General features: G+C 70.1%; 15 protein-coding genes. 7 read left to right on the forward strand and 8 right to left on the reverse strand.

Annotated elements, in window-relative coordinates:
* Positions 1-75: 75 nt before the first annotated feature.
* Positions 76-1,701 carry a chaperonin GroEL gene (groL, locus tag ACH45E_RS31200; protein WP_361447937.1) on the forward strand — a complete coding sequence of 542 codons (1,626 nt, stop codon included), beginning with the start codon at positions 76-78 and terminating at the stop codon, positions 1,699-1,701.
* On the opposite strand, the gene ACH45E_RS31205 is transcribed toward groL, so the two are convergent.
* The 3 genes from ACH45E_RS31205 to ACH45E_RS31215 form a co-directional block, all read right to left on the reverse strand.
* The gene (locus ACH45E_RS31205) at positions 1,698-2,423 is read right to left on the reverse strand and encodes an ATP-binding protein (protein WP_399041927.1); all 726 of its coding nucleotides are present in this window, start codon (positions 2,421-2,423) and stop codon (positions 1,698-1,700) included. The genes groL and ACH45E_RS31205 overlap by 4 nt on opposite strands.
* A gap of 143 nt (positions 2,424-2,566) precedes the next feature.
* Complete coding sequence (locus ACH45E_RS31210) at positions 2,567-3,100, reverse strand: GNAT family N-acetyltransferase (protein WP_361447939.1); 534 nt, start codon at positions 3,098-3,100, stop codon at positions 2,567-2,569.
* 174 nt (positions 3,101-3,274) lie between these two features.
* Positions 3,275-3,901, reverse strand: coding sequence for a hypothetical protein (locus ACH45E_RS31215; RefSeq protein ID WP_361447942.1), 627 nt, complete (start codon positions 3,899-3,901; stop codon positions 3,275-3,277).
* Positions 3,902-4,048: 147 nt separating this feature from the next.
* Here ACH45E_RS31215 and ACH45E_RS31220 point away from each other — a divergent pair, with 147 nt between their 5' ends.
* On the forward strand, positions 4,049-4,453 hold the full coding sequence (locus ACH45E_RS31220) for a hypothetical protein (protein WP_361447945.1): 405 nt from the start codon (positions 4,049-4,051) through the stop codon (positions 4,451-4,453).
* 183 nt (positions 4,454-4,636) lie between these two features.
* Here the strand turns inward: ACH45E_RS31220 and ACH45E_RS31225 are convergent, their stop codons facing one another.
* The 4 genes from ACH45E_RS31225 to ACH45E_RS31240 form a co-directional block, all read right to left on the reverse strand.
* A complete protein-coding gene (locus ACH45E_RS31225) occupies positions 4,637-5,542 on the reverse strand; it encodes a DUF3152 domain-containing protein (RefSeq protein ID WP_361447948.1) in 906 nt (301 codons plus the stop codon).
* A gap of 99 nt (positions 5,543-5,641) precedes the next feature.
* Positions 5,642-6,349, reverse strand: a complete 708-nt coding sequence (locus ACH45E_RS31230) for an ester cyclase (protein ID WP_361447951.1) — start codon at positions 6,347-6,349, stop codon at positions 5,642-5,644.
* A gap of 82 nt (positions 6,350-6,431) precedes the next feature.
* Entirely contained in the window at positions 6,432-7,205 is a 774-nt protein-coding gene (locus tag ACH45E_RS31235; RefSeq protein ID WP_361447954.1) for an SDR family oxidoreductase, read from the reverse strand.
* A gap of 51 nt (positions 7,206-7,256) precedes the next feature.
* Positions 7,257-7,925, reverse strand: coding sequence for an MOSC domain-containing protein (locus ACH45E_RS31240; RefSeq protein ID WP_361447957.1), 669 nt, complete (start codon positions 7,923-7,925; stop codon positions 7,257-7,259).
* Positions 7,926-8,005: 80 nt separating this feature from the next.
* On the opposite strand from ACH45E_RS31240, the gene ACH45E_RS31245 reads away from it, so the two are divergent.
* Positions 8,006-8,902, forward strand: a complete 897-nt coding sequence (locus ACH45E_RS31245) for a LysR family transcriptional regulator (RefSeq protein ID WP_361447960.1) — start codon at positions 8,006-8,008, stop codon at positions 8,900-8,902.
* A gap of 83 nt (positions 8,903-8,985) precedes the next feature.
* On the opposite strand, the gene ACH45E_RS31250 is transcribed toward ACH45E_RS31245, so the two are convergent.
* Positions 8,986-9,315, reverse strand: coding sequence for a WhiB family transcriptional regulator (locus ACH45E_RS31250; protein WP_361447963.1), 330 nt, complete (start codon positions 9,313-9,315; stop codon positions 8,986-8,988).
* Positions 9,316-9,696: 381 nt separating this feature from the next.
* Here ACH45E_RS31250 and ACH45E_RS31255 point away from each other — a divergent pair, with 381 nt between their 5' ends.
* The 4 genes from ACH45E_RS31255 to ACH45E_RS31270 all read left to right on the forward strand — a co-directional run bounded on the left by ACH45E_RS31255 (position 9,697) and on the right by ACH45E_RS31270 (position 14,244).
* Positions 9,697-10,308, forward strand: a complete 612-nt coding sequence (locus tag ACH45E_RS31255) for a response regulator transcription factor (RefSeq protein ID WP_003948568.1) — start codon at positions 9,697-9,699, stop codon at positions 10,306-10,308.
* 389 nt (positions 10,309-10,697) lie between these two features.
* Entirely contained in the window at positions 10,698-11,285 is a 588-nt protein-coding gene (locus ACH45E_RS31260; RefSeq protein WP_361447966.1) for a sigma-70 family RNA polymerase sigma factor, read from the forward strand.
* Positions 11,286-11,463: 178 nt separating this feature from the next.
* A complete protein-coding gene (gene guaB / locus ACH45E_RS31265; RefSeq protein WP_361447969.1) occupies positions 11,464-12,969 on the forward strand; it encodes an IMP dehydrogenase in 1,506 nt (501 codons plus the stop codon).
* A gap of 150 nt (positions 12,970-13,119) precedes the next feature.
* Entirely contained in the window at positions 13,120-14,244 is a 1,125-nt protein-coding gene (locus ACH45E_RS31270; protein ID WP_361447972.1) for a GuaB3 family IMP dehydrogenase-related protein, read from the forward strand.
* Positions 14,245-14,260: the final 16 nt, after the last annotated feature.

Below are 14,260 nucleotides of genomic sequence, written 5' to 3' on the forward strand. Positions count from 1 at the left end.
AAGCCGGGCGCCGGGGGCGCGTCTCGTTTTACCACCGCATTTGCACCCTAGATTTCCCGAGAGGGCTACGCTCCCATGGCGAAGATCCTGAAGTTCGACGAGGACGCCCGTCGCGCCCTCGAGCGCGGCGTCAACAAGCTCGCCGACACGGTCAAGGTGACGATCGGCCCCAAGGGCCGCAACGTCGTCATCGACAAGAAGTTCGGCGCCCCGACCATCACCAACGACGGCGTCACCATCGCCCGTGAGGTGGAGATCGAGGACCCGTACGAGAACCTCGGCGCCCAGCTGGTGAAGGAGGTGGCGACCAAGACCAACGACATCGCGGGTGACGGTACGACCACCGCCACCGTGCTGGCCCAGGCGCTCGTCCGCGAGGGCCTGAAGAACGTCGCCGCCGGTGCCTCCCCGGCCGCCCTGAAGAAGGGCATCGACGCCGCCGTCGCCGCGGTGTCCGAGGACCTGCTCGCCTCGGCCCGGCCGATCGACGAGAAGTCCGACATCGCCGCCGTCGCCGCGCTGTCCGCCCAGGACCAGCAGGTCGGCGAGCTCATCGCCGAGGCGATGGACAAGGTCGGCAAGGACGGTGTCATCACCGTCGAGGAGTCCAACACCTTCGGTCTGGAGCTGGACTTCACCGAGGGCATGGCCTTCGACAAGGGCTACCTGTCGCCGTACTTCGTGACGGACCAGGAGCGCATGGAGGCCGTCCTCGAGGACCCGTACATCCTCATCAACCAGGGCAAGATCTCCTCGATCCAGGACCTCCTGCCGCTGCTGGAGAAGGTCATCCAGGGGGGTGCCTCCAAGCCGCTGCTGATCATCGCCGAGGACGTCGACGGAGAGGCCCTCTCCACCCTCGTCGTGAACAAGATCCGCGGCACCTTCAACGCGGTCGCGGTCAAGGCCCCCGGCTTCGGTGACCGCCGCAAGGCGATGCTCCAGGACCTGGCGGTCCTCACCGGTGCCACGGTCATCTCCGAGGAGGTAGGCCTCAAGCTCGACCAGGCCGGTCTGGACGTGCTGGGCTCCGCCCGCCGCGTGACGGTCACCAAGGACGACACGACCGTCGTCGACGGTGCCGGCAACGCCGAGGACGTCGTGGGCCGCGTCAACCAGATCAAGGCCGAGATCGAGAACACCGACTCCGACTGGGACCGCGAGAAGCTCCAGGAGCGCCTCGCGAAGCTGGCCGGCGGCGTGTGCGTGATCAAGGTCGGCGCCGCCACCGAGGTGGAGCTGAAGGAGAAGAAGCACCGTCTGGAGGACGCCATCTCCGCGACCCGCGCCGCGGTCGAGGAGGGCATCGTCTCCGGTGGTGGCTCCGCGCTCGTCCACGCCGTCAAGGTCCTCGAGGGCAACCTCGACAAGACCGGCGACGAGGCGACCGGCGTCTCCGTGGTCCGCAAGGCCGCCGTCGAGCCGCTGCGCTGGATCGCCGAGAACGCCGGCCTCGAGGGCTACGTCATCGTCTCCAAGGTGGCCGAGCTCGACAAGGGCAACGGCTACAACGCCGCCACCGGCGAGTACGGCGACCTGGTCAAGGCCGGCGTCATCGACCCGGTGAAGGTCACCCGTTCCGCCCTGGAGAACGCCGCCTCCATCGCTTCCCTCCTCCTCACGACCGAGACCCTGGTCGTCGAGAAGAAGGAAGAGGAAGAGCCGGCCGCGGCGGGCCACGGCCACGGGCACGCCCACTAGGCGCTGCGCTTGGCTTTTGCCGTCAGTGCCCGGTTCCCTGCGGGGAGCCGGGCACTCGGCGTTGTCCCCGGTGGGTTCGCGTCTGCCGGGGCGGGTTCGTTGCCGGGTGCGGGTTCGTCGGGGCTGTTCGCGCAGTTCCCCGCGCCCCTTTGGGGCGCGGTCTCCCGCGCTCCCGTCTGCCGCGCACCGGTTTCAGCGCCTTGCCGAAGACCGTCTACCTGCTGCGTTCGCCGGCCAACGCCGCCCACCTCATGGCGGCCGTCGCCGCCGACAAAGCCGCCGACACTCCAGTCCCTGGCGGAGGACGGGGAGTGAGGGATGTACGGGTCCGTCCCGACGACGGCCCAGACGGTCTTCCCGGGAGCGTCGGCGCGTGGCGTCGCGCCCCACTCCTTGGCCAGGGCCGCGACCAGGACGAGCCCCCGCCCGCCGTCCTCCTCGTCCCCGGCGTCCCGAACCGCGGGCAGCCGCTCACCGCGCGTGTCGCTCACCTCCACCCTCACCTGCCCGTTCTCCTCGCTCAGCCGCAGCTCGGCGTCTCGGCCGGGGACCCTGCCGTGGGTGACGGCGTTCGCGGCCAGCTCGGCGACGATCAGCTCCACGGTGTCGTGGACCGGCGTGCCGTACGCCCAGCCCCAGGCGTCCATCTGGTGGGAGGCGAGACGGCGGGCGAGGCGGGCGCCGCGCGGGGTGGAGGTGAAGCGGAGGGCGAAGGTGGTCATGGCCCGATGGTTCCGGCGCCGACAGGGGTCTGACCAGGAGAAACGGGCCCACAGCGGGTTTCTGTAGAGGCGACGCCGGGGCCTGTGGGGGCTGTCGGTCCCCCGGAGGGCGGCGGGAAGCCTCGGCGCGCTGCCGAGTGCGGCTAGCCGAGAGTGATCCAGTAGCGGCGCTTGACCCCGATCTCGGTGCTGCGTACCTCTTCGAGGACGCCGCCGTTGCTCTCGATGGTGCGCGCCGACCCGAGGTTGCCGTCGTCACAGGTGAGCAGGACCCGGTCCAGGCCGAGCGCCGGCGCCTCGCGCAGAACCGCTCCCAGCGCCCACGTGGCCAGTCCGCGTCGTCTGGCGGAAGGCCGGACGCTGTAGCCGATGTGTCCGCCGCCTTCCAGCAGCACGGTGTTCAGGTAGTGGCGGAGGTCGATGGCCCCGAGGTACGTCTCGCCGTCGACGATCCACCAGTGGGTGGCGTGGACGCGTCCCTCCCCGAGAGGCAGCGACCGGTCCGACTGCTGCCGCAGGCGCTCGACCCATGAGGCGAACCCGTCCGGGCTGTCGAGGTCGTCGTCACCGGCCAGACGCAGGCCGGTCCCGTCCTGGTGGGCACCGGGCTGCCACTCGTCACGCGCCGTGAGCCACGAGGAACGCAACTGTGCCGTGGGAGCGATCAGTTCAGCCATGCGGGGACGATAACACCCCAACTTCCTTTGTGATCAGGCATTTTGAAGGTGGGCGCCGCTGTTCTCGCGTCGGCGCAGCGCGGGCAGAGCGTCTCGTCCTCTCCGTCGGAGTCGACGAGTGGGCCGCGTTCGTTCGGATGGCGTGCGGCTGAAGTGACCGAGAGGGGCGGCCGGTCAGCCCAGGGGCCACAGCAAGGCTGCCGGGCCGGTCGGCCGTACCTCTCGCCGGGTGAAGCCGGTGGCCGTGCAGAACGCCTTCAGGACGGAGCGGACCGGGCGCCCCGGGCCGGCATGGCGGAGCACGACGGGCCCCGCCGCACCCGTGGCGACGACCAGGGCGACCTCATCGCCGGACGCGAGCCGTAGCAGGAGCACGTCCCACTCCCCGCCGTCCTGCTGGACGGTGTCCCACCAGCCGATCCGCGCGCCGATGTGATTGCGGTCCACCGCTATCCGGGCGATGGTCCGGGCGCCGGAGAACTCCTCCGGGAAGCGGTGCCCGTCCAGCCGCAGGTAGGGCGGAACGGACCACGGGCGCAGGGCGTCCATCCGGGCCAGCACCCGCCGCAGGAAGTCCCGGAGGTCCTCGCCGCTGTGCTGCTCGGCGAGCGGGGAGGCGAGATCCGTGCCGGACTCGACCGCCTGGAGAAGCGCCCGGTACTGCTCCTCCGGCTCAAGTCGGTACAGCGGCTGCCTGAGCAGCAGCCCAGTGACCCGTTCGACCACGGCGTCGTCGAGGACCCGATCGAAGATCAGGCAGTACGCGACCCCGCTCACCACACCCCGCCAGTCTTCGACCATCCCCCAGCCCTCCCCCTGGTACACCGCCGTCTTCGGCCTCGACGAGAAGACCGCGATGCGCTACGCGGACTCCGCACGGGCGCTGCTGGAGCAGCCGACGAGCAGACCAGTGAGAACCGGCCGTGGCCTTCTGCCATTCTGCCTGCCATGTCCGCCCGAAATCGAAGACTGCCCCGGCACCGTGCCTGGCCACTGACCACCACCGACATCAACGAGTGTCTCGCCCCTTGTACGACCCGCGTCACGGACCTGCGGTTCCTTACCGGGCATGACAGCGGGACCATCGTCCTGGGAGCAGCGTGGGTTGCTCCGAACCGCCGCAACTACGGCTGCGGCATCCGTCCGGACGTGATCGGCTTCTGCATAGACGTGCACCCCGTCGATGCCACTGAACGTGCTGCCACCCGCGCTGTTCTACGAGCGCAGGCCCTCCCGCAACTCCACGAATGGATCACCCAGGCGATCGCTGCCGATGAGACATGGCAACTGACGCCGCACCAGCACTACTGGCGGCTCACCAACGGCCACCTCACCCACCGCGACGAAGAGTGAACCAAGTCCGGACGACACGCACGGGTGCATGCACAACGAACCCAACAGGCCGCACCCGGGAACCAGGACTCCCAACCCTCAGCAGCGCGGCTCATTCGTCAATTGGTGGATATGGGCCACGGGTGGAGGGCGGGACGGCAGGTCACTCCGCTTCACCCGGCCGGACGGCGTTGGCGGAGTCCACTACGCGTGCGGTCCGGAGACGAAGGTGCCGTTCTTGTCGTAGGGCCAGGCGTTTGCGACGCATCCGTGCAGGCCCTTGATCTGCTGCATCATCACGGGGGCCAGTCGCCCGGGGCCCGCGCAGGTCGTGTGCGTGTAGCCCAGGAAGTGCCCCATTTCGTGGTTGACGATCAGCGCCCGGTAGTCATGGATCGGACCGTCGAACGTGGGCGAGCCCCGCACCCAGCGCTTGAGGTTCACCACCACCCCGTCGGGGATCTCGCAGTTGTACTCGCCGTGCGTGTCCTGGTGAATGCCCGCCCAGCACAGGGCGTCCGCCGTCCCCGGGGTCGCGATCTTCACCTTGAGGTCATAGGGCTGCCCCGCGCCCACCAGCTGGAACGAGGAGACCCCGCTTCGGGTCCAGCCCCGGGGAGCGGCGAGTATGCCGGCGATCTCGTGCGCGGCCTGGTCCGGCGAGATGCCGAGCCCGGTCTCGACCTGCACCGTGTAGCGGAGCAGATGTCTGCCCTGACCGACCTTCGCGCCGCTCGCCTGTGCGGTGACGAACGTGCCGGTGCCGGTCGAGGGGACGTCGCTCTTGGTGGGGGCCGGGGGCGGGGGCGCGCTTGGCTTGGGCTTGGGCTTGGGTGTCGGCGTGGGCTTGAGGGTGGGCGTGGGTGTGGGGCTGACGTGCACCGTGCTCCGCGCACGCGGTGCGGCGCTCGACGCGTCGCTTCGTCCGCGGTCCAGGAAGAACGCCGTTGAGCCCAGCAGGCCGGCGGCCACCAACACGGCGACCAGGTAGGCCCGGCCCCGGCGGCGCGTACCGCCCCGGCGGTGGGAGGACCGGCGGCGGCCACCGCGGCGCGATGCCGCGGTGCTGCCGGTGGGCGATGCGGAGTCCCGTTCTCGTGCCGAATGCATGACAGCTCAAAATGGTCATTTCAGATGATGGCCATGAGCTCAAACGGTCACGAGATGATAACGAACGATCTTCCGGGGTCAGCACAAGGCCTCGGGGTGCTACCGCTCCAGCGCGTCCAGCGCCCCCAGTTGCTGCATCAGGCCCAGCTGGTCTTCCTGCCACCAGGTTTCGGTGATCTTCCCGTTGTCGCCGAAGCGGAAGATGGTCATACCGGTCATGGTGACCCGCTTCCCGGTGGCCGGGATCCCCAGGAAGTCCGCCTTGTGCGTGGCGTTCCACGTCCACCGCGCGCAGATCCGGTCGCCCTGGGCGATCAGGTCGTCGACCGTGAAGGTGAAGTCGAAGGCGGCCCGCCACATCCGGTACTCGCTCCGGGCGGCGTCCAGCCCGATAGTGTCCTGCGGGTTGACCGGATCGTGGCTGTGGATGTCCTCGTCCAGCAGGTCGTTGAGCGGCGGCAGGTCACCCGGGGTGGCGAGGGTCTCGTAGAACCGCCGGACGGTCTGCGCGTACAACGGCTCGTCCCGCACCACGTCCAGGTCGATGAACGTGGGCATCTCGTCGCACAGGGCGACCATGCCCCGGAAGATCCGGTCGGTCTCCGGGAGGTTCGAGTTCCGCATCGCCTCCTCGTACGACGGGAACTCCACCACCTCGACGATGTGCGACGCGTCCGAGCGGTCCTTGCCGACGACCGCGTGCATCGCGGTCCGCTTCCCCTTGGTCTGCTCGACCCAGTCGTCCAGGAGCCGGTTCATCTCGTCCAACCGGCTGGTCTTGCACTCGATGAGCTGTACGAAGGTCATGACGCCGCCTCCGGCTCCCTGGTCCGGTTCCGTGTTCCGTCACGCCCCATTTTCGCACCGGACCGACGGCGTCACCCGTCCGCTACTGAGGCCCGTACTTGCGCCCCGTCTTCGAGCTGATCCCGCCCAGCAGCCCGCGCGGCGCCACCTTCACCAGTCCCATCAGCGCCTTGTAGCGCGGGTCCGGGATGGACAGCGACTTGCCGCGCGCCAGATCGGCCAGCGCCGCCGCGACCAGCTTGTCGGCGTCCAGCCACATCCAGTTCGGGATGTTGTCCGTGCCCATGCCGGCCCGCTCGTGGAACTCCGTGCGCACGAAACCGGGGCACAGCGCCATCAGCCGTACGCCGCTGCCCGCCATGTCCTTCGCCGCGCCCTGGGTGAACTGCACGACCCACGCCTTGGACGCGCCGTACGTGCCTCGTGGCAGGAAGGCCGCCACCGAGGCCACGTTGACCACGCCGCCGCGCCCGCGCTCCCGCATCGCCTCGGCCGCCGCCGACGTCAGCCGCAGGACCGCCTCGCAGTGCACCTTCAGCATCCGCAGCTCGTCGGCCATCGAGACGTCGAGATAGCGGCCCTTGTTGCCGAAGCCCGCGTTGTTGACCAGCAGGTCGACCGGGTTCCTGCGGTCGCCCAGGCGGGCCGCGACCGTCTCGATGCCGTCGTCGGTCGCCAGGTCGGCGGTCAGCACCTCCGCCTCGATGCCGTGCCGGTCGTGCAACTCGGTCGCCTGCTCGCGCAGCCGCTTGGTGTCCCGCGCCGCCAGGACCAGATCGTGCCCGTCCGCCGCCAGCCGCCGTGCGAACGCGGCGCCGATGCCCGCGGTCGATCCCGTAATCAGAGCCGTTGTCATGGCCCAAGGGTAGTTACCCGGACTGACGGCGTCCGCTCCCGTGACAGGCCCTCAGCGGCCCCGATCGGCCATGTACTTGCGGGCCGCCGCCAGCGTCTCCGAGTGCAGCGCCGCACCGGCGACGAGCAGGCGCGGCAGCAGCTCCCGCTCCGTGGTGGTCGCACGGAACTCCATCGCCGCCGTCACCTCGTGGTCCGGCCGGTGCACGATCTCGATCGGATCGCCCGCCCGTATCTCACCCGGCTCGATCACCCGCAGGTAGGCACCCGTCGCGGCCTTTCGGGTGAACCTCTTCACCCAGCCCCGTTCGCCCATGTGGCCCTGAAAAGTACGGCAGGGGATCCGCCCCGAGGTCACCTCCAGGATCACCTCGGAACCGATCCGCCAGCGCTCGCCGATCAGCGCCCCGGAGACGTCCAGACCGCTCGTCGTGAGGTTCTCGCCGAAGCGGCCGTTGGCCAGCGACCGGTCCAGTTCCCTTTCCCAGGCGTCGAGGTCCTCCCGCGCGTACGCGTACACCGCCTGGTCGTCCCCGCCGTGGTGGCGCAGCTCGCACACTGTGTCGCCGGCGAGCCCGCTCCCGCCCACCCCCTTGGGACCCGGGGCCGCCACCCGCACCGGTCCGTCGGCCGGGCGCTTGTCGATGCCCGTCACACCCTCGGGCTGGTCCGTGTACGGCACCGCCCGCGGAAGGCCCAGATTGACCGAGAGAAGCTTCATGCCCGCACGGTACGGGAGCGCTTCCCAAAGCGTCCACGCATTATTGGGCGTCACACCCAAGGTGGGCTTATGGTTGTGGCGTGATAGAGGCCCGTCATCTCCGCGTCCTGCGCGCCGTCGCCACCACCGGCTCCTTCTCGGCGGCGGGGCGCGAGCTGGGCTGCACCCAGCCCGCGGTCAGCCAGCAGATGAAGGCCCTGGAGGCGTCGGTCGGCACCCCGCTGCTGATCCGCAGCGGCCGGGAGATGCGCCTGACCCAGGCCGGCGAGGCGCTCGTCCGGCATGCGTCCGGGATCCTGGCCGGGCTCACCGCAGCCGAGGAGGAGGTCGCCGCGATCGCCGGGCTGCGGGCGGGCCGGGTACGGCTGGTCTCTTTCCCCAGCGGCAGCTCCACCCTCGTCCCCACCGCCCTCGCCGCCCTGCGCGCCGCCCACCCCGGCACCAGGGTCTCCCTGGAGGAGGCCGAGCCCCCGAAATCCGTCGAACTGCTGCGCGAGGGCGACTGCGATGTGGCGCTCGCCTTCCGGTACGAGGGGGCCACGGGCGCCGAGGAGTGGGACGACCTCGTCGTACGGCCGCTGCTGACGGACCGCCTGGTGGGCCTCGTACCCGAACGGCACCGCCTCGCGCGCGCGGAGTCAGTGGCCATCGGCGAACTGGCCGGGGAGCCCTGGATCGCGGGCTGCCCGCGCTGCCGGGGGCAGCTGGTGGAGGTCTGCGAAGGCGCGGGCTTCACACCCCGCATCGACTTCGCCACCGACGACTACCCGGCGGTGGTCGGCCTGGTGGGCGCGGGTCTGGGGGTCGCCGTGCTGCCCCAGCTCGCGATCGAGTCCGTACGGCCCAGGGGTGCCCGCGTCCTCGCCCTGGAACCGGCGGTGCGCCGGGAGATCGTCGCCCTCACCCTGCCCGACCTGGCCCAGGTACCGGCGGTGGCGGCCACGCTGGAGCAGCTGGGCCGGGCCGCGCGTCGCTGAGACAGAGACGTCACTGAGACAGGGAAATGGGCACGCGCATGCGTGCCCATGGGGCTGGGGCAGAAATATGCAGAAACGTTCCTTCAGTTGTTCGGGGCGGTGTCCCCGCTGGCCGACGACGCCGACACCAGCCGGTTCCGTGCCCGCCCCATGAGCTCCTCGCGCTCGTCCTCGGTCAGGCCGCCCCACACGCCGTACGGCTCGCGCACCGCCAGGGCGTGCGCCGCGCACTGCGCGCGGACCGGGCACCTCATGCAGACCTCCTTCGCCGAGTTCTCTCGAGCGCTCCGAGCCGCCCCGCGCTCGCCCTCCGGATGGAAGAAGAGCGAGCTGTCGACCCCGCGGCAGGCAGCCAGGAGCTGCCAGTCCCACAGGTCCGCGTTCGGTCCGGGAAGGCGGGAGAAATCTGCCATTACGTGACCCCTTGTAACCGTTCTGGGCGGATACCGTGCCATCGACCGTACATCTCCGGTCTAAGGAGATGAAAATATGACTCATTGCGAATCTAGCCCCAGACACCGAAAAACGGTACGAAAAAGGGCTGAATGGGGCATGGGTTGTGATGAAAAGTCGAAGGTCCGCCGAGCATGTCTCCACCGTGTCGGTCCCCTCACGTAGAGTGCCGAAGACGGCATGCAGCCCCGTAACTCTTTCGAGTGACCGTCGTTGAGAGTGCGGAGGCGGTTGAAGACACAAGTGCTCGGGCAGGCGTCCGAGACGTTCGACCGCACAGGTGACGATTCCGTACCAGCCTGGAGGCTCAAGGTGACGTGCATCAGCTGCGGAGGGCGGCCATGACATCCGTCCTCGTCTGCGACGACTCCCCGCTTGCCCGAGAGGCGCTGCGCCGCGCGGTCGCGACCGTGCCCGGCGTCGAGCGCGTGACGACCGCGGCCAACGGCGAGGAGGTCCTCCGCCGCTGGGGCGCGGACCGCTCGGACCTCATTCTGATGGACGTGCGCATGCCCGGCCTGGGCGGCGTCGAAACCGTGCGCCGGCTGCTGTCCGCCGACCCGGGCGCGCGCATCATCATGCTCACCGTCGCCGAGGATCTCGACGGCGTGGCCCTCGCCGTCGCCGCCGGCGCCCGGGGCTACCTGCACAAGGACGCCTCCCGCGCGGAGCTGCGGGCCACGGTGACCCAGGCCCTCGCCGACCCGACCTGGCGGCTGGCCCCGCGCCGGCTGCGCTCCGCCGAGATGGGTGCCGCGCCCACGCTCACCGCGCGCGAGATCCAGGTCCTGGAGGGCATGAGCCACGGCCGCTCGAACGCCGAGATCGGCCGCGAGCTGTTCCTCTCCGAGGACACCGTCAAGACCCACGCCCGGCGGCTGTTCAAGAAGCTCGGCGCCTCGGACCGGGCGCACGCGGTCGCGCTCGGTTTCCGGTGGGGACTGGTCCGGTAGGACGGTGACCCCCGGGGCCTGTGACGAAAATCCCGTCGCCCGCCCACAAGGCGGGCCCGGCACCCCTCACGACGAGGGTGCCCCCGGCCGAAGGCTGGGGGCGTGCCGACGTGCAGGTCCCGCGCACCCACGGGGACTTTCGCGACAGGCCCTGACGGGGGTGCCCGGCGGCTCTCGGAGCCGCCCGGTGAAGTGGCCTGTCGGGTTGACCGACGCTTGTTTCGGCGCGGATGCCGCATCCTTGAGGTGTGGAGTTCCTCGGGGACGAGTCGGTCGAGCGGAAGGGGAGGGCGCAGGGAATGAGTGCCGGCGCACCTGCTCATAACGCTTCGGTGCACAACCACGAGCACGATGCGACGGACCAGACGGCCGCAAGGCACCATGGACCGATGCGCGACGACGAGGCGGGCACGGCTCAGGGGACGTTCGGTGCGCTCGTGCATCGCGCCGTCGACGGGGACGAGCAGGCCACGCACGACCTGCTCGCCCATGTACACCCCCTCGCGCTGCGCTACTGCCGCACCCGTCTGTCCCGGCTCCCGGGCGACGCACGCCACTTCGTCGAGGACCTCGCGCAGGAGGTCTGCGTCGCGGTCCTGCTCGCCCTGCCGCGCTACCGGGACACCGGCCGCCCCTTCGAGGCCTTCGTCTTCGCCATCGCCTCGCACAAGGTCGCCGACCTCCAGCGCGCCGCGATGCGCCACCCCGGCTCGACGGCCGTCCCCTCGGACGAGATGCCGGAGCGCCCGGACGACTCCCTCGGCCCGGAGGAGCGCGCCCTGCTCAGCAGCGACGCCGAGTGGGCGAAGAAACTGCTGGCCAACCTCCCCGAGAACCAGCGCGAGCTGCTGCTGCTGCGCATCGCGGTGGGCTTGACTGCGGAGGAGACGGGCCAGATGTTGGGAATGTCACCCGGGGCGGTCCGGGTGGCCCAGCACAGGGCACTGAGCCGGCTGCGGGCGCTCGCCGAGCAGTGAGCAACCGCCGGTGGCCCACGGGGCCGTGAGCGCCTTCCTCCGGCCGGATGAACAGGCGACCGGCCCATTCCGTACGAATATACGAAGCTCGAGGTCCTCCGGAACCGTGGAATTTGCTAGCCGCGCTTCCCGTTAGCATGGACATCCGCACCGATCAAGGCCATTTGGGGAAGGTGTCATGACTGCCAACGTCGACGGAGTGCCCGGAAAATTCGCGACACTCGGGCTGACCTACGACGACGTGCTGCTGCTTCCGGGCGCGTCGGACATGGCGCCCGACGAGATCGACACCGCCTCGTACGTCTCCAAGAACGTGCGGGTCAACATCCCGCTGCTGTCCGCCGCCATGGACAAGGTCACCGAGTCGCGCATGGCGATCGCGATGGCCCGCCAGGGCGGCGTCGGCGTGCTGCACCGCAACCTCTCCATCGAGGACCAGGCCAACCAGGTCGACCTGGTGAAGCGCTCGGAGTCCGGCATGGTCGCGGACCCCATCACGGTGCACCCGGACGCCACCCTCGCCGAGGCCGACGCGCTGTGCGCCAAGTTCCGCATCAGCGGCGTACCGGTCACCGACCCGGCCAAGAAGCTGCTCGGCATCGTCACCAACCGTGACATGGCCTTCGAGACCGACCGTACGCGCCGCGTGCGCGAGGTCATGACGCCGATGCCGCTGGTCACCGGCAAGGTCGGCATCTCCGGTGTCGAGGCCATGGAGCTGCTGCGCAAGCACAAGATCGAGAAGCTGCCGCTGGTCGACGACGAGGGCGTCCTCAAGGGCCTGATCACGGTCAAGGACTTCGTCAAGGCGGAGAAGTACCCGAACGCCGCGAAGGACGCCGAGGGCCGGCTGCTCGTCGGCGCGGCGGTCGGTGTGGCCGGTGACTCCTTCGAGCGCGCCCAGGCCCTGATCGAGACCGGCGTCGACTTCATCGTCGTCGACACCGCGCACGGCCACTCCCGCCTGGTCGGCGACATGATCGCCAAGATCAAGTCCAACTCCTTGGGCGTCGACGTCATCGGCGGCAACATCGCCACCCGCGACGGCGCCAAGGCGCTCGTCGACGCGGGCGCCGACGGCATCAAGGTCGGCGTCGGGCCGGGCTCGATCTGTACGACCCGGGTGGTCGCCGGTGTCGGCGTTCCGCAGGTCACCGCCATCTACGAGGCCGCGCTCGCCGCCAAGGAGGCCGGTGTCCCGGTCATCGGCGACGGTGGTCTGCAGTACTCCGGCGACATCGCCAAGGCCCTGGTCGCGGGCGCCGACACGGTGATGCTGGGCTCGCTGCTCGCGGGCTGCGAGGAGTCGCCGGGCGAGCTGCTGTTCATCAACGGCAAGCAGTTCAAGTCGTACCGCGGCATGGGGTCCCTGGGCGCCATGCAGACCCGCGGCGACCGCAGGTCGTTCTCCAAGGACCGCTACTTCCAGGAGGGCGTCGCCTCCGACGAGCAGCTGATCCCCGAGGGCATCGAGGGCCAGGTGCCGTACCGCGGCCCGCTCTCCTCGGTCGTCCACCAGCTGGTCGGCGGTCTGCGCCAGTCGATGTTCTACGTCGGCGGCCGGACGGTGCCCGACCTCCAGGAGAACGGCCGCTTCGTCCGGATCACCTCGGCGGGCCTGAAGGAGAGCCACCCGCACGACATCCAGATGACGGTCGAGGCGCCGAACTACAGCCGCAAGTAAGCCGCATGTGAGGCACAAGTGACGCGCACGCGCGCGTGAGGCGCGGCGTAAGGCGTATCGAGGGCGGTCCCGGAGCATCCGGGGCCGCCCTCGGCGTACCCGTCGGCGATACTGGAGAGCGCTGAACGCTTTCGTGGAAAGGCCACAGACGTGACTGAGATCGAGATCGGGCGCGGCAAGCGCGGCCGCCGGGCGTACGCCTTCGACGACATCGCCGTCGTCCCCAGCCGCCGTACGCGGGACCCGAAGGAGGTCTCGATCGCCTGGCAGATCGACGCCTACCGCTTCGAGCTGCCCTTCCTGGCCGCTCCCATGGACTCCGTCGTCTCCCCGGCCACCGCGATCCGCATCGGTGAGCTGGGCGGCCTGGGCGTACTGAACCTCGAGGGCCTGTGGACGCGGTACGAGGACCCGCAGCCGCTGCTCGACGAGATCGCCGAGCTGCCCGCCGAGGCCGCGACCCGCCGCCTCCAGGAGATCTACGCGGCTCCCATCAAGGAGGAGCTGATCGGCGCGCGCATCAAGGAGGTGCGCGACTCCGGCGTCGTCACCGCCGCCGCGCTCTCCCCGCAGCGCACGGCCCAGTTCTCCAAGGCGGTCGTGGACGCGGGCGTGGACATCTTCGTCATCCGGGGCACCACGGTGTCGGCGGAGCACGTCTCGTCCTCGCACGAGCCGCTGAACCTGAAGCAGTTCATCTACGAGCTCGACGTCCCGGTGATCGTCGGCGGCTGTGCCACCTACACCGCGGCCCTGCACCTGATGCGCACCGGCGCGGCCGGTGTCCTGGTCGGCTTCGGCGGCGGCGCCGCGCACACCACGCGCAACGTGCTGGGCATCCAGGTCCCGATGGCCACGGCCGTGGCCGACGTGGCCGCCGCCCGCCGCGACTACATGGACGAGTCCGGCGGCCGGTACGTGCACGTGATCGCGGACGGTGGCGTCGGCTGGTCCGGTGACCTCCCGAAGGCGATCGCCTGCGGCGCGGACTCGGTGATGATGGGCTCCCCGCTGGCCCGCGGCACGGACGCGCCCGGCAAGGGCCACCACTGGGGCATGGAGGCCGTCAACGAGGAGCTGCCGCGCGGCAAGAAGGTCGACCTCGGCACGGTCGGCACCATCGAGGAGATCCTCACCGGTCCGTCCCACTTCCCCGACGGCTCGATGAACTTCTTCGGCGCGCTGCGTCGGGCGATGGCCACCACCGGGTACAGCGAGCTGAAGGAGTTCCAGCGGGTCGAGGTGACGGTGGCGGACAGCCAGCACAAGCGGTAGCGCTGCGCTGGCCTGG

This window comes from Streptomyces sp. NPDC020299 (genome assembly GCF_044387825.1).
Classification (GTDB): Bacteria; Actinomycetota; Actinomycetes; order Streptomycetales; family Streptomycetaceae; genus Streptomyces.

What these genes read in the sequence shown, in the direction of transcription:
- ACH45E_RS31235 (WP_361447954.1), bottom strand. Translation starts at nt 7,205, where the DNA reads ATGACAACGGCTCTGATTACGGGATCGACCGCGGGCATCGGCGCCGCG.
- ACH45E_RS31210 (WP_361447939.1), bottom strand. Translation starts at nt 3,100, where the DNA reads ATGGCTGAACTGATCGCTCCCACGGCACAGTTGCGTTCCTCGTGGCTC.
- guaB (WP_361447969.1), top strand. Translation starts at nt 11,464, where the DNA reads ATGACTGCCAACGTCGACGGAGTGCCCGGAAAATTCGCGACACTCGGG.
- ACH45E_RS31215 (WP_361447942.1), bottom strand. Translation starts at nt 3,901, where the DNA reads ATGGTCGAAGACTGGCGGGGTGTGGTGAGCGGGGTCGCGTACTGCCTG.
- ACH45E_RS31260 (WP_361447966.1), top strand. Translation starts at nt 10,698, where the DNA reads ATGCGCGACGACGAGGCGGGCACGGCTCAGGGGACGTTCGGTGCGCTC.
- ACH45E_RS31250 (WP_361447963.1), bottom strand. Translation starts at nt 9,315, where the DNA reads ATGGCAGATTTCTCCCGCCTTCCCGGACCGAACGCGGACCTGTGGGAC.
- groL (WP_361447937.1), top strand. Translation starts at nt 76, where the DNA reads ATGGCGAAGATCCTGAAGTTCGACGAGGACGCCCGTCGCGCCCTCGAG.
- ACH45E_RS31225 (WP_361447948.1), bottom strand. Translation starts at nt 5,542, where the DNA reads ATGCATTCGGCACGAGAACGGGACTCCGCATCGCCCACCGGCAGCACC.
- ACH45E_RS31220 (WP_361447945.1), top strand. Translation starts at nt 4,049, where the DNA reads ATGTCCGCCCGAAATCGAAGACTGCCCCGGCACCGTGCCTGGCCACTG.
- ACH45E_RS31240 (WP_361447957.1), bottom strand. Translation starts at nt 7,925, where the DNA reads ATGAAGCTTCTCTCGGTCAATCTGGGCCTTCCGCGGGCGGTGCCGTAC.
- ACH45E_RS31255 (WP_003948568.1), top strand. Translation starts at nt 9,697, where the DNA reads ATGACATCCGTCCTCGTCTGCGACGACTCCCCGCTTGCCCGAGAGGCG.
- ACH45E_RS31230 (WP_361447951.1), bottom strand. Translation starts at nt 6,349, where the DNA reads ATGACCTTCGTACAGCTCATCGAGTGCAAGACCAGCCGGTTGGACGAG.
- ACH45E_RS31205 (WP_399041927.1), bottom strand. Translation starts at nt 2,423, where the DNA reads ATGACCACCTTCGCCCTCCGCTTCACCTCCACCCCGCGCGGCGCCCGC.